Raw genomic sequence first — 12,443 nt, forward strand, 5'->3', positions numbered from 1 at the left:
TATAATTACAGATTTTTTCTTATTGTTCTTTCTTTAATTCGAGCGGCTTTAACATCCGCCTGATGAATCAACCCCGATTCTTTTTGCAAAATCTCTCGCAGGGGGAGAGAGAAATACTCACGCATAAACCGGAATATATCTCGCTGAGTCAGGCCAATATTCATTGAAGAAAAATAAAGCCCAATTAAATCCTTGTCACGCCAGCGAAGGGGAACGTGCTGGCGTATCTGCGCGCGATGCAGGTCGATTACGGAGATTTTTAAATCCTCTTCACGACCTGTGAAAGGTAAATGCAGAAGAAAGTGGCAAATATAACAGTCACGATGGTTAATTCCCCCGGCGTGCATTTTACGTACCATAGTCGCAACACGCTTAATAATCATCCACTTCACCTGCGCGTCCGGTGGATTAACAGCCCAGTCAGCACAGTAGTCTTCAAGGCTAATCGTGGGCGTTAAATCTTCGGTGATAATAAATGATGTTCTGGTTAACGGATTTACGCCTTTTTCACCAAAACCAACGCCGTGCATCGTATCAACGCCCAGCTCATGTAGACGATGAATGGCGTGCCATTCTCTGTCAGCGCCCAGAACAGGCATACGTAACGAAATCAGGTTCTTCACAATTTCTTTCAGCGAAGTGCCTTTATGCCACTTCAGGAAGTAGCTTTTGCCGTCCAGCTCAAACCGCAATGTTCGACGCGTCTCCAGCTCTCTGAACACTTCGCCCTGTAACGTTTTCACTTCCTCAAAAGCATCTTTACCGCGCCATAGTGTGGTTAACGGCGCTTTCAGCTCAACCATCTAAATCACCTGTAATAATATCTGCGGCCTTCTCCGGTAAGCTGTATAAATCCTGGGTATCAGCATAATACCGCGCATTTTCAGCCCAGGCGCTGCGTAAGGAAGGCTGTGTCAGCGCTTTGAGTAAAACCTCATTTAGCGCATCCTGGCGGAATGGTTCAGTCATCGCTTCGCCACAGTTTGCATCCACAATATAATGTGCATAACCGCACACCGCGGTTGTCAGCACCGGCAAACCAGCAGTAATGGCTTCCAGCAAAACAATACCAGCAGCTTCCTGATAGGCTGGATGCAGTAAAAGGTCGGCTGCCGCCATTAACTCCGCGATATCATTACGTCCGGAGAAAAAATGCACATTCGTGCCGACGCCGCTTCTTTCAGCCAGCGCTGCAAACTTCTTCGGCTTATCCTGCCCAACAACATAGAGCACCGTATTTTGCCGTAAAGATTCGGGTAGCGATGCCAGCGCTTCAATAGAGCGATCCACACCTTTACGAGTAAAGTCAGACCCTACTTGCAACAGTAATTTTTGCTGTTCTGAGATACCATTTTTCTGACGATAAATTTGACGACTGTTTGGGATCTGTTGGCTATATTTTCTGTCCGGGTAAATCCCCGGAGGAAGAATATGGAAACGCTCCGCTTCAGTCTGATAATGTTTTTGGAAGTCAGCAATCTGCTTATTCGTCAGCATTAATAGTTGCGTCGGCTTGCCGTGTTCAAACGTGGCGCGTTCAAAAGCAGCATAATGCCGATAGCGTGATGTCAGGCGATAGAAAAAACCTTTTTCCTGTGCGACTTTTTCGGCATAACACACGTCTGCGGCGTAATACACATCAAGGCCCGGCATCTTATTGAATCCAACCACCCGATCGACAGGGTGGTCGCGCAAATGGTGTTGCACCCAGGCATAATATTCTGCGTTACGACCGTGGTTCGTCCGGGATTTAACCGGCACGCGGATTAATTCAAAGTTATCCGGGCATTCCCCTTCCCATGACTGAGTATAAACGCGAACCTGATGACCTCGCGCCGCCACGGTTTGGGCAATGCGCATAAAATCACGCTGCAGACCGCCAAAAGGAAAATACTTATATAAGCAAAAGGCAACTCTCATAGCAGGCTGTCCAAATCTATGGTGCGTGCCTCATGCGGCAGCATTTTTTCCGTCGCGGCGATAACATCTTCAGCCGGAATCACGGAAAGGTATTTTTTATTACGATCAAGCTCATGCCGTTCAGGCATCGGCTGATAATTGCCTGCCCAAAACTGAATGATGTCGTCGGTCCAGGGACGCCAGAACACATGATCCGTCGCGCCGAAAAGGCAAATGACCGGCGTTTTGACTGCTGCGGCAATATGACCAGGGGCCGAATCAACGCCGATAAAGAGATCCGCATGGTCAATCAACGCGCCCAATTCAGGAAAGCGAGTTTTACCCGCCAGACCAGTAACCGGTTTTGTTTCACAGCCGCGTGCAATAGCATCCACGCAGGCCATCTCGTCTGCGGCCGGGCCTGACGTCAGTACAACCTGATAACCGCGGCGCTGCACGGCATCAATAACCTGAGAGAATTTATCATTATCCCAGCACTTAAATAACTGCCGTGCCGTAGGCTGAATAACAACATATTGTCGGGTCACACCAAGTTGTTTGAGCTGTTGTCGCATGTTTTCCCAATGTTCCGGGCGATAGCTCATGGTGGTTTCCGTGACATACTGTTTTAGCGCTAACGGCTTTAGCGCGGATAATGTGCGCTCAACAGCATGTTCTCCCGCATAAGGTACTAAATGCGTAAAGCTTTTTTTCCATAAAGCAGACTGACGATTACCGAAATCCTGCGAGATTTTTATTTTTGCGTTTAAAAAACGCACAATAAGCGCCACGCTCCACTGATCGGTGAGATTGACGACCAGATCATACGAGTTAGCACGCAATTTTTTGATTAGCGATAGCGCGTTTTTAATCTTCTCTTTTGTTCCTGCGCCTTTGTTACTGATGCCGTAGAGTGCATTAATCTCCGGATTTTCCGACAATATCGGTATGGTGTTCTGGTAAAGAAGCACATCGATTTTTGCATCGGGATAATTCTGCTTCAGCGTACTGATGACAGGGGTGGTAAGTAACATGTCTCCATGAAAACGCATTTTTATAATCAGAATTCTTCGAAATGGCTTTTCCACAAGCGACTCTTTGGTTGAAATTGTCCGGATAAATAAGCAGAAAAAAGCACGCTACCGCCCCAGGCTTCACAGCAACCCGATGGCTAATACCGCACTCATTTTAGATGCGCTAGTGTAACACTTCTTTCGCAGCAATCCGATACGAATAATTTTTATACACAATCATTTTTTTAATTATAAATTCAAAGAGATAATAATTTATCCCTCTCTTGTGAATGGTCATTCCCATTGTCTGGGGCGACAAGGGCGGCAAATTTCAATGGATTGCGTAAAAATGCAAAAATAATGAGGTTCAGCGCCTGGAATCCTCGCTTCTGAGCCAATTTGGCGCAAAAATGGGAAAAGTAATGGTAAAGCCCAGGCTAAATACATAGAATCCCCAGCACATCCATAAGTCAGCTATTTACTATGCTCGAATTGCTTTACACCGCTCTTCTCTACCTTATTCAGCCTCTGATCTGGATACGGCTTTGGGTGCGTGGACGTAAAGCGCCGGCCTATCGTAAGCGCTGGGGTGAACGCTACGGATTCTACCGCCGTCCGTTGAAACCGGGCGGAATCATGCTGCATTCCGTCTCGGTGGGCGAAACTCTGGCGGCCATCCCATTGGTCCGCGCTCTACGTCATCGCTATCCCGATCTGCCTATTACCGTAACGACCATGACGCCGACCGGCTCGGAGCGCGTCCAGTCCGCCTTTGGCAACGATGTTCAGCACGTTTACTTGCCTTATGATTTGCCCGATGCGCTCAATCGTTTCCTCAATGAGATTGATCCTAAGCTGGTATTGATCATGGAGACTGAGCTCTGGCCAAATCTGATTGCTGCGCTGCACAAACGTCATATTCCGCTGGTTATCGCTAATGCGCGGCTTTCCGCCCGCTCCGCCGCGGGTTATGCGAAGCTTGGCAAGTTTGTCCGTACGCTCCTGCGCCGTATCACCCTGATTGCCGCGCAAAACGAAGAAGATGGCGAACGCTTTGTGGCATTGGGCGCGAAGAACAATCAGGTCACGGTCACCGGCAGTCTGAAATTTGATATTTCAGTTACGCCGCAGCTGGCGGCTAAAGCCGTTACGCTACGCCGCCAGTGGGCGCCGCACCGTCCGGTCTGGATTGCCACCAGCACCCACGATGGCGAAGAGAGTATCGTTATCGCCGCTCACCAGGCGTTATTACATCAATTCCCGAATTTATTACTGATTCTGGTGCCCCGCCATCCGGAGCGTTTCCCGGATGCTATCAATCTTGTGCGTCAGGCAGGGTTAAGCTACATCACTCGCTCTTCGGGCGAAGTGCCGTCCGCCAGCACCCAGGTCGTGGTAGGCGATACTATGGGCGAATTAATGTTGCTCTATGGCATTGCCGATCTCGCCTTTGTTGGTGGTTCGTTGGTTGAACGCGGCGGTCACAACCCGCTGGAGGCCGCCGCTCATGCGATTCCGGTACTGATGGGTCCGCATACCTTTAACTTTAAAGATATTTGCGCCCGTCTGGATCAGGCGAGCGGACTTATCACGATTACCGATGCGGCTACGCTGGCAAAAGAAGTTTCCTCTTTACTGACCGATGCTGATTATCGTAATTTCTACGGACGTCACGCAGTTGAAGTGCTGTATCAAAATCAGGGCGCGCTCCAGCGTCTGCTGCAACTGCTGGAACCTTATCTGCCACCGAAAACGCATTGAGGACTGTCATGCAAAAACGGGCGATTTATCCAGGCACGTTTGATCCGATTACTAACGGTCATCTCGATATTGTGACGCGCGCAACGCAGATGTTCGACCATGTCATTCTGGCCATCGCCGCCAGCCCCGGTAAGAAACCCATGTTCACCCTGGACGAACGTGTGGCGCTGGCGCAAAAAGCGACCGCACACCTGGGTAACGTAGAGGTGGTGGGCTTTAGCGACCTGATGGCCAATTTCGCCCGCGACAGACAGGCGAATATCCTGATTCGTGGTCTGCGCGCGGTGGCGGATTTTGAATATGAAATGCAGTTGGCGCATATGAATCGCCATCTGATGCCGCAACTGGAAAGCGTTTTCCTGATGCCGTCCAAAGAGTGGTCGTTTATTTCATCGTCGCTGGTCAAAGAAGTGGCACGCCATCAGGGCGATGTGACCCACTTTCTGCCGGACAATGTGCATCAGGCGCTAATGGATAAGTTGAAATAAGTTTCCTTCCTTGCCGGGCCTGGCGTTTTACTTCTGACAGTGACGGCAATAGAACGTCGCACGCTGTGCGTGTTTCGTTGCGACTATCGGCGTACCGCATACCCGACACGGCTCGCCTTTGCGCCCGTACACCTGCAACTCCTGCGCAAAATAGCCCGGTTTCCCATCGCTTTGCAGAAAATCCTTCAGCGTTGTCCCGCCTTGTTCAATAGAGCGCAGCAAAACGGCTTTAATCACCCGTGCCAGCAGGTCGCACTCCTCTGTCGAGAGTGACGACGCCAGGCGGTCAGGGTGAATACCAGCGGCAAACAGCGACTCGCTGGCGTAGATATTCCCCACGCCGACCACCAGCTTGTTATCCATCAGCCAGGGTTTAATCGCCATCTTCTTCTTCGCGCATTTCTGCTGCAAATATTCGCCATTAAACTCATCGCTTAGCGGCTCCGGTCCCAGATGCGCCAGTACGTTATGCCCTTCCAGCTCTTTGGTCCATAACCAGGTGCCAAAGCGGCGAGGATCGGTATAACGTAGAATTTTGCCATTGCTCATCACCAAATCGACATGGTCGTGCTTTTCCGCCGGCAGCGCTTCCGACAGTATCCGCAAGCTTCCCGACATCCCCAGGTGAATAATTATCCAGCCGTCAGGCAGCTCCAGCAGTAAATATTTAGCACGACGCTGAACGCTAAGGACAGGTGTATCGCTCAGACGATAAATTTCGTCTGAAACCGGCCAGCGCAGACGGCCGTTACGGATATGGGCGTGCAGGATAGTAGCGCCAACTAAATGGGGTTCAATACCCCGGCGGCTGGTTTCAACTTCGGGTAATTCAGGCATAACGTCTCCGGCTGTATGGCAGGTCTCATTAATATGGGGACGGCCAGAAAACAAAAAACCCCGCCGAAGCGAGGTTTTTGTTACATCAAAGCGAGAATTATTTGATTTTCGCTTCTTTGTAGATCACGTGCTGACGGACAACTGGATCGAATTTTTTTAGTTCCAGTTTTTCCGGTTTAGTACGTTTGTTCTTCGTAGTGGTATAGAAGTGACCAGTACCAGCAGAAGAAACCAGCTTGATTTTCTCACGAATACCTTTAGCCATGACTTATTTCCTCTTAGTACTTAGTACTTTTCGCCACGGGCACGCAGTTCAGACAGAACTGTTTCGATGCCTTTTTTATCGATGATACGCATACCTTTAGCAGATACACGCAGGGTGACAAAACGCTTCTCGCTCTCAACCCAGAAACGGTGAGAGTGCAGGTTAGGCAGGAAACGGCGTTTAGTCGCGTTCAGTGCGTGGGAACGGTTGTTACCGGTCACCGGACGCTTGCCAGTAACTTGGCAGACTCGGGACATGTCTATTCTCCAAAAATCAAATTAGCTCGAGCTTCGTATGGGGTATCGGCGCCTCGTCAGGCTTTACAGCCTGGTCATCGCGCAGTTCTATTGAACTCTCGATTGCCAGGCCCAAATGCCAAACCCGAGATTCTCAAAGGTGGCGTAGTATACGCTGACCCGGCGATATGCTCAAGTCCCGAACAGACAAAGATCCCGATGGATCGCGCAAAGAATCTTAAATCCAGCCGCGTTCGGCAAAAGAAACGTACTCTCCGCGCCCAATTATCAGGTGATCGAGCACCCGGATATCCATAAACTGGCAACACTTTATCACGCGCTCAGTGATAAGTTTATCTGCTTTACTTGGCTCTGCGCAGCCTGAAGGGTGGTTATGCGCCAGAATGACCGCTGAAGCATTGAGTTTAATCGCTTCCCGAACAATCTCACGCGGATGCACCTCTACGTGGTTAAGCGTGCCGGAAAACAGGCGGCTGTGCTGAAGCACCCGGTGCTGGGCATCGAGGAAGATCACCAGAAAGATCTCACGCTCTTCACCCGTCAGTTGGCTTTGCAGAAATTCCCGCGTCATTTCCGGACTCAGCAACGCACTTTCCTCATTCATGCGCACGCTGTAATAGCGCCTTGCCAGCTCAGCAATGCCTTTCAACTGCGCGAATTTCGCCAGGCCGATGCCGTTTACGCCGCGAAACTGCGCAAAGTCCGCCGACAACAGGCCATACAGCGACCCAAAGTGCTGCAATATCTCTTTTGCCAACGTCATAACATCTTTTCCCGGCGTGCCGGTACGTAAAAAAAGCGCCAGCAGTTCCACGTCGCTGAGGGAAGCAATGCCGGATCTGAGCATTTTTTCACGCGGTAATAATTCCTCCAACGTATCCATACGCGCACCTCCTTTTTTAAGGAAGCGGCATAGTGGCATAGCCTTTGGGAGAGATCGACGCCCCGATTTTGTTCTTGCGTAGCGCCTCGCAAAGTGGAGCGCAGGCAACGACACGACGCCGTAGAGATTGTGATAAAATAGCCGCCTTTCAAAGTCACCCAACAGGAAAGACATGATGAGCCTGGCCGGTAAAAAAATTGTTCTCGGCGTTAGCGGCGGTATCGCTGCGTATAAAACGCCGGAGCTGGTGCGCCGTTTACGTGAGCGCGGCGCTGACGTGCGCGTGGCAATGACCGAGGCGGCAAAAGCCTTTATTACCCCCCTGAGCTTACAGGCAGTGTCGGGCTATCCCGTATCCGACAGTCTGCTTGACCCTGCCGCTGAAGCCGCGATGGGGCATATCGAGTTGGGGAAATGGGCCGACCTGGTGATTCTTGCCCCCGCGACCGCCGACCTGATCGCCCGTGTAGCATCGGGTATGGCTAATGATTTAGTCTCCACCATCTGCCTGGCGACGCCAGCCCCGGTGGCCGTTCTTCCGGCCATGAACCAACAGATGTACCGCGCTGCTGCCACGCAACATAATCTGGAGGTGCTCGCCTCTCGCGGCCTGTTCATTTGGGGGCCGGATAGCGGCAGTCAGGCGTGCGGCGATGTAGGCCCAGGCCGAATGCTGGACCCATTAGTTATCGTTGATAAGGCCGCCGCGCATTTCGCTGCCGTCAACGATCTGCGACATCTTAATATCATGATTACGGCAGGCCCGACGCGCGAACCGCTCGACCCGGTGCGTTATATTTCCAACCACAGCTCCGGTAAAATGGGCTTCGCTATTGCGGCGGCCGCCGCGCGTCGCGGCGCAAATGTCACGCTGGTCTCCGGTCCCGTTTCGTTACCAACGCCGCCTTTTGTAAAACGGGTTGATGTCATAACCGCGCTGGACATGGAAGCCGCTGTTCAGGCCGCCGTTCAACAGCAGCACATTTTCATTAGCTGCGCCGCCGTGGCTGACTATCGCGCAGAGACTATCGCCAGTGAAAAAATCAAAAAACAGGCGGCGCAAGGTGATGAATTACTAATAAAAATGGTCAAAAACCCGGACATTGTCGCCGGGGTGGCCGCACTCAGTGACAATCGACCCTACGTTGTTGGGTTTGCCGCGGAAACGAATAATGTGGAAGAATACGCCCGGCAAAAACGTATCCGTAAGAACCTTGACCTGATTTGTGCAAATGATGTTTCTCTTTCAAATCAGGGATTTAATAGCGATAAAAACGCTTTACACCTTTTCTGGCAGGATGGAGATAAAGTCTTACCGCTTGAGCGAAAAGAACTCCTGGGCCAATTATTACTCGACGAGATCGTGACCCGTTATGATGAAAAAAATCGACGTTAAGATTCTGGACCCGCGTGTTGGTCAGCAGTTTCCGCTGCCGACTTATGCTACTTCTGGTTCTGCCGGGCTTGACCTGCGCGCCTGTCTCGACGACGCCGTAGAACTGGCGCCTGGCGCAACGACGTTGGTGCCTACCGGATTGGCCATTCATATCGCCGATCCATCACTGGCGGCAGTCATGTTGCCGCGTTCGGGCCTGGGCCATAAACATGGTATCGTGCTGGGCAACCTGGTCGGGCTGATTGATTCCGATTATCAGGGGCAACTGATGGTTTCGATCTGGAACCGTGGTCAGGACAGTTTTACCATTGAACCGGGCGAACGTATCGCGCAAATGGTGTTTGTTCCGGTCGTTCAGGCCGAATTTAATCTGGTGGAAGCATTTGACGCCACCGAACGTGGCGAGGGCGGCTTCGGTCATTCTGGCCGTAAGTAAATTTTACGCATCCCCATAACGTCATAATACTGCCGCAAGCGCTGAGTTTGCGGTTATAGCGTGGGTGCTCGCCTGGCAAGTGCTTATTTTCAGGGGTATTTTGTAACATGGCAGAAAAACAAACTGCGAAAAGGAATCGTCGCGAAGAAATACTTCAGTCACTGGCGCTGATGCTTGAATCCAGCGATGGAAGCCAACGCATCACGACGGCAAAACTGGCGGCCTCGGTCGGCGTTTCCGAAGCGGCGCTATACCGCCATTTTCCCAGCAAGACCCGCATGTTCGATAGCCTGATTGAGTTTATCGAAGATAGTCTGATTACCCGTATCAATCTGATTTTAAAAGATGAAAAAAACACCAGCACGCGTTTGCGCCTGATTGTGTTGCTGATTCTGGGTTTTGGCGAACGCAACCCTGGCCTGACGCGCATTCTTACCGGGCACGCGCTGATGTTTGAACAGGATCGCCTGCAGGGGCGCATTAATCAGCTTTTTGAACGCATCGAAGCGCAGCTCCGCCAGGTGCTACGAGAAAAAAGAATGCGTGAAGGCGAAGGCTACACGACGGATGAAAATCTGCTGGCAAGCCAGCTGTTAGCCTTCTGTGAAGGTATGCTTTCACGGTTCGTGCGTAGCGAATTTAAATACCGCCCAACGGACGATTTCGACGCCCGCTGGCCGCTCATTGCCGCTCAGCTACAGTAACGCTGACTGGATAGTGGCTCACGCCTTATCCAGGCGACAGAAACATAGGCCCGGTAAAGCGCCACCGGGCAATTCGCTTACACGCCAAATTCTTCCCGGTATGCTCGCACAGCCGCCAGATGCTCAGCCATATCAGGTTTTTCTTCCAGATAGGCAATCAGGTCTTTCAGCGTAATGATGGAGATAACCTTACAACCATAGTCGCGCTCCACTTCCTGAATCGCGGAAATCTCGCCGCGGCCACGTTCCTGACGATCCAGCGAAATCAGTACGCCAGCCAGCGTAGCCCCGTGCGCCTGAATAATCTCCATCGACTCGCGAATCGCCGTACCTGCGGTAATCACGTCATCCACCAGCATCACGCGGCCCTGTAGCGCGCTGCCCACCAGACTCCCGCCTTCGCCATGATCTTTTGCCTCTTTGCGGTTAAAGCAGTACGGCAGGTCTTTATCGTGATGTTCCGCCAGCGCAACCGCCGTCGTCGTCGCGATCGGAATACCTTTGTATGCGGGGCCAAACAGCAGATCAAATTCAATACCGGAATCCACCAGCGCTTCGGCATAAAAACGGCCTAACAACGCCAGGTCGCGCCCGGTATTAAACAGCCCGGCGTTGAAGAAATAGGGGCTTTTGCGCCCGGATTTCAGCGTAAACTCGCCAAACTTTAGTACCTGCTTGTTAAGCGCAAACTCAATAAACTGGCGCTGATACGGTTTCATGGATTCGCTCCTTTTCTTACTTTCATCATTTACGAAATTTACGGACAAAAAAAAGGCGACTTTTCAGTCGCCTTAAAATCAATTTTCTAACGCCGCCTTCTGCGTCGCCACAATGGATTCAATTCCCCCTCGGGCCAGCGCCAACAGAGTGAGAAGTTCTTCATGGCTGAACGGCTCGCCTTCCGCGGTACCCTGTACTTCAATAATGCGGCCGTCTTCAGTCATCACGACGTTCATGTCGGTTTCTGCGGCGGAATCTTCAACATATTCCAGATCGCAGATCGCTTCGCCGTTAACGATGCCTACGGAAACCGCCGCCACCATGCCTTTCATCGGGTTGGTTTTCAGCTTACCGTTGGCAACCAATTTATTCAGCGCATCCGCCAACGCCACGCAGGCACCGGTAATAGACGCTGTACGCGTACCGCCATCGGCCTGGATTACATCGCAGTCCAGCGTAATGGTAAATTCGCCGAGCGTTTTCAGATCGACCGCCGCACGCAGCGCACGCGCGATCAAACGCTGAATTTCCATAGTACGACCGCCCTGCTTACCCTTTGCTGCTTCACGCGCGTTACGGGTATGGGTAGCGCGAGGCAACATGCCATACTCTGCGGTGATCCACCCCTGTCCTTGTCCTTTCAGAAAACGTGGGACGCCTTCTTCAATGGAGGCGGTGCACAACACTTTGGTATCTCCAAATTCGACCAGTACCGAGCCTTCAGCGTGTTTTGTATAGTTACGGGTCAGGGTTACGGGACGCACCTGATTAGCGCTACGGCCTGCTGGACGCATATTGAGATCTCCGGCTTAAAACGAATGTGGCTGCGCATTATACGGACTTCCGATGGTTATTCCTATCCTGACAAGGCCTGGATAGCTATAATCCCCTCATCTCTCCTTTAAAAACGGGAACATCTATGATCCGCAGTATGACCGCCTACGCCCGGCGTGAAATCAAGGGTGAATGGGGTAGCGCGACCTGGGAAATGCGCTCGGTAAACCAGCGTTATCTGGAAACTTACTTTCGTCTGCCGGAACAGTTCCGTAGTCTTGAACCCGTCGTGCGCGAACGCATTCGTACACGCCTGACGCGTGGCAAAGTCGAATGTATGCTGCGTTTTGAACCCGATGCCAGCGCGCAAGGCGAGCTTATTCTGAATGAAAAGCTAGCGAAACAATTAGTTAGCGCCGCAAACTGGGTCAAAATGCAGAGCGACGAAGGGGAAATCAATCCGGTTGATATTTTGCGCTGGCCAGGTGTCATGGCGGCGCAAGAGCAGGATCTGGACGCGATTGCCGCAGAAATTTTAGCCGCGCTGGACGGTACGCTGGATGACTTTATCATCGCGCGCGAAACGGAAGGCCAGGCGCTGAAAGCGCTGATTGAACAACGTCTGGAAGGCGTCAGCGCCGAAGTAGCGAAAGTCCGCGCGCATATGCCGGAAATCCTGCAATGGCAGCGTGAACGCCTGGTCGCGAAGCTGGAAGATGCTCAGGTTCAGTTGGAAAACAACCGTCTGGAGCAAGAGCTAGTGATGATGGCGCAGCGCATTGATGTGGCGGAAGAGCTGGATCGTCTGGAAGCGCACGTCAAAGAGACTTACAACATTCTGAAGAAAAAAGAGGCGGTAGGTCGCCGTCTGGACTTCATGATGCAAGAATTTAACCGTGAGTCGAACACCCTGGCCTCCAAATCCATCAACGCTGATGTAACTAACTCCGCTATTGAATTAAAAGTGTTGATCGAGCAAATGCGCGAGCAAATCCAGAATATTGAATAAT

General features: G+C 51.5%; 15 protein-coding genes. 6 read left to right on the forward strand and 9 right to left on the reverse strand.

What is annotated here, in order from left to right:
- Positions 1 to 5: 5 nt before the first annotated feature.
- The 3 genes from rfaP to rfaQ are packed head-to-tail and all read right to left on the reverse strand — an operon-like array spanning position 6 to position 2,987.
- Positions 6 to 803, reverse strand: coding sequence for a lipopolysaccharide core heptose(I) kinase RfaP (rfaP, locus tag NA624_RS09660; protein ID WP_000229825.1), 798 nt, complete (start codon positions 801 to 803; stop codon positions 6 to 8).
- A complete protein-coding gene (locus NA624_RS09665; protein WP_001261579.1) occupies positions 796 to 1,920 on the reverse strand; it encodes a glycosyltransferase family 4 protein in 1,125 nt (374 codons plus the stop codon). The genes rfaP and NA624_RS09665 overlap by 8 nt, the downstream gene beginning before the upstream one ends.
- Positions 1,917 to 2,987, reverse strand: coding sequence for a lipopolysaccharide core heptosyltransferase RfaQ (gene rfaQ / locus NA624_RS09670; RefSeq protein ID WP_001526672.1), 1,071 nt, complete (start codon positions 2,985 to 2,987; stop codon positions 1,917 to 1,919). The genes NA624_RS09665 and rfaQ overlap by 4 nt, the downstream gene beginning before the upstream one ends.
- 408 nt (positions 2,988 to 3,395) lie before the next feature.
- Between rfaQ and waaA the strand changes: the two genes are divergently transcribed.
- Both waaA and coaD read left to right on the forward strand, forming a co-directional pair.
- Positions 3,396 to 4,673: a lipid IV(A) 3-deoxy-D-manno-octulosonic acid transferase gene (gene waaA / locus NA624_RS09675; RefSeq protein ID WP_000891580.1), complete on the forward strand. Its 1,278-nt coding sequence runs from the start codon at positions 3,396 to 3,398 to the stop codon at positions 4,671 to 4,673.
- Between the two features lie 8 nt (positions 4,674 to 4,681).
- Positions 4,682 to 5,161, forward strand: a complete 480-nt coding sequence (gene coaD / locus NA624_RS09680) for a pantetheine-phosphate adenylyltransferase (protein WP_001171884.1) — start codon at positions 4,682 to 4,684, stop codon at positions 5,159 to 5,161.
- Between the two features lie 27 nt (positions 5,162 to 5,188).
- Here the strand turns inward: coaD and mutM are convergent, their stop codons facing one another.
- The 4 genes from mutM to radC form a co-directional block, all read right to left on the reverse strand.
- Complete coding sequence (mutM, locus tag NA624_RS09685; RefSeq protein WP_001114518.1) at positions 5,189 to 5,998, reverse strand: bifunctional DNA-formamidopyrimidine glycosylase/DNA-(apurinic or apyrimidinic site) lyase; 810 nt, start codon at positions 5,996 to 5,998, stop codon at positions 5,189 to 5,191.
- Positions 5,999 to 6,095: 97 nt separating this feature from the next.
- A complete protein-coding gene (gene rpmG / locus NA624_RS09690) occupies positions 6,096 to 6,263 on the reverse strand; it encodes a 50S ribosomal protein L33 (RefSeq protein ID WP_001051798.1) in 168 nt (55 codons plus the stop codon).
- Positions 6,264 to 6,283: 20 nt separating this feature from the next.
- A complete protein-coding gene (rpmB, locus tag NA624_RS09695) occupies positions 6,284 to 6,520 on the reverse strand; it encodes a 50S ribosomal protein L28 (RefSeq protein ID WP_001519051.1) in 237 nt (78 codons plus the stop codon).
- 217 nt (positions 6,521 to 6,737) lie between these two features.
- Positions 6,738 to 7,403 carry a RadC family protein gene (gene radC / locus NA624_RS09700; protein WP_000380156.1) on the reverse strand — a complete coding sequence of 222 codons (666 nt, stop codon included), beginning with the start codon at positions 7,401 to 7,403 and terminating at the stop codon, positions 6,738 to 6,740.
- Positions 7,404 to 7,578: 175 nt separating this feature from the next.
- Here radC and coaBC point away from each other — a divergent pair, with 175 nt between their 5' ends.
- From coaBC to slmA, 3 genes are all read left to right on the forward strand, one after another.
- On the forward strand, positions 7,579 to 8,799 hold the full coding sequence (gene coaBC, locus NA624_RS09705) for a bifunctional phosphopantothenoylcysteine decarboxylase/phosphopantothenate--cysteine ligase CoaBC (protein WP_000050176.1): 1,221 nt from the start codon (positions 7,579 to 7,581) through the stop codon (positions 8,797 to 8,799).
- A complete protein-coding gene (gene dut, locus NA624_RS09710) occupies positions 8,777 to 9,235 on the forward strand; it encodes a dUTP diphosphatase (protein ID WP_000976078.1) in 459 nt (152 codons plus the stop codon). Before coaBC ends, dut begins: the two co-directional genes overlap by 23 nt.
- Positions 9,236 to 9,342: 107 nt before the next feature.
- The gene (gene slmA, locus NA624_RS09715; protein WP_000818607.1) at positions 9,343 to 9,939 is read left to right on the forward strand and encodes a nucleoid occlusion factor SlmA; all 597 of its coding nucleotides are present in this window, start codon (positions 9,343 to 9,345) and stop codon (positions 9,937 to 9,939) included.
- Positions 9,940 to 10,016: 77 nt separating this feature from the next.
- Here the strand turns inward: slmA and pyrE are convergent, their stop codons facing one another.
- Both pyrE and rph read right to left on the reverse strand, forming a co-directional pair.
- A complete protein-coding gene (pyrE, locus tag NA624_RS09720; protein WP_000806167.1) occupies positions 10,017 to 10,658 on the reverse strand; it encodes an orotate phosphoribosyltransferase in 642 nt (213 codons plus the stop codon).
- A 78-nt stretch (positions 10,659 to 10,736) separates the two neighbouring features.
- A complete protein-coding gene (gene rph, locus NA624_RS09725) occupies positions 10,737 to 11,453 on the reverse strand; it encodes a ribonuclease PH (RefSeq protein WP_001247078.1) in 717 nt (238 codons plus the stop codon).
- A gap of 125 nt (positions 11,454 to 11,578) precedes the next feature.
- On the opposite strand from rph, the gene NA624_RS09730 reads away from it, so the two are divergent.
- On the forward strand, positions 11,579 to 12,442 hold the full coding sequence (locus tag NA624_RS09730; protein ID WP_000621347.1) for a YicC/YloC family endoribonuclease: 864 nt from the start codon (positions 11,579 to 11,581) through the stop codon (positions 12,440 to 12,442).
- The last annotated feature ends 1 nt before the right edge of the window (position 12,443 follow it).

The organism is Salmonella sp. NW38 (assembly GCF_051807745.1).
GTDB lineage: Bacteria > Pseudomonadota > Gammaproteobacteria > Enterobacterales > Enterobacteriaceae > Salmonella > Salmonella enterica.

Excerpts from the sequence above, each read along its gene's own strand:
- rfaP (WP_000229825.1), bottom strand. The coding sequence starts at position 803 with ATGGTTGAGCTGAAAGCGCCGTTAACCACACTATGGCGCGGTAAAGAT.
- NA624_RS09665 (WP_001261579.1), bottom strand. The coding sequence starts at position 1,920 with ATGAGAGTTGCCTTTTGCTTATATAAGTATTTTCCTTTTGGCGGTCTG.
- waaA (WP_000891580.1), top strand. The coding sequence starts at position 3,396 with ATGCTCGAATTGCTTTACACCGCTCTTCTCTACCTTATTCAGCCTCTG.
- coaD (WP_001171884.1), top strand. The coding sequence starts at position 4,682 with ATGCAAAAACGGGCGATTTATCCAGGCACGTTTGATCCGATTACTAAC.
- mutM (WP_001114518.1), bottom strand. The coding sequence starts at position 5,998 with ATGCCTGAATTACCCGAAGTTGAAACCAGCCGCCGGGGTATTGAACCC.
- rpmG (WP_001051798.1), bottom strand. The coding sequence starts at position 6,263 with ATGGCTAAAGGTATTCGTGAGAAAATCAAGCTGGTTTCTTCTGCTGGT.
- rpmB (WP_001519051.1), bottom strand. The coding sequence starts at position 6,520 with ATGTCCCGAGTCTGCCAAGTTACTGGCAAGCGTCCGGTGACCGGTAAC.
- radC (WP_000380156.1), bottom strand. The coding sequence starts at position 7,403 with ATGGATACGTTGGAGGAATTATTACCGCGTGAAAAAATGCTCAGATCC.
- coaBC (WP_000050176.1), top strand. The coding sequence starts at position 7,579 with ATGAGCCTGGCCGGTAAAAAAATTGTTCTCGGCGTTAGCGGCGGTATC.
- dut (WP_000976078.1), top strand. The coding sequence starts at position 8,777 with ATGATGAAAAAAATCGACGTTAAGATTCTGGACCCGCGTGTTGGTCAG.
- slmA (WP_000818607.1), top strand. The coding sequence starts at position 9,343 with ATGGCAGAAAAACAAACTGCGAAAAGGAATCGTCGCGAAGAAATACTT.
- pyrE (WP_000806167.1), bottom strand. The coding sequence starts at position 10,658 with ATGAAACCGTATCAGCGCCAGTTTATTGAGTTTGCGCTTAACAAGCAG.
- rph (WP_001247078.1), bottom strand. The coding sequence starts at position 11,453 with ATGCGTCCAGCAGGCCGTAGCGCTAATCAGGTGCGTCCCGTAACCCTG.
- NA624_RS09730 (WP_000621347.1), top strand. The coding sequence starts at position 11,579 with ATGATCCGCAGTATGACCGCCTACGCCCGGCGTGAAATCAAGGGTGAA.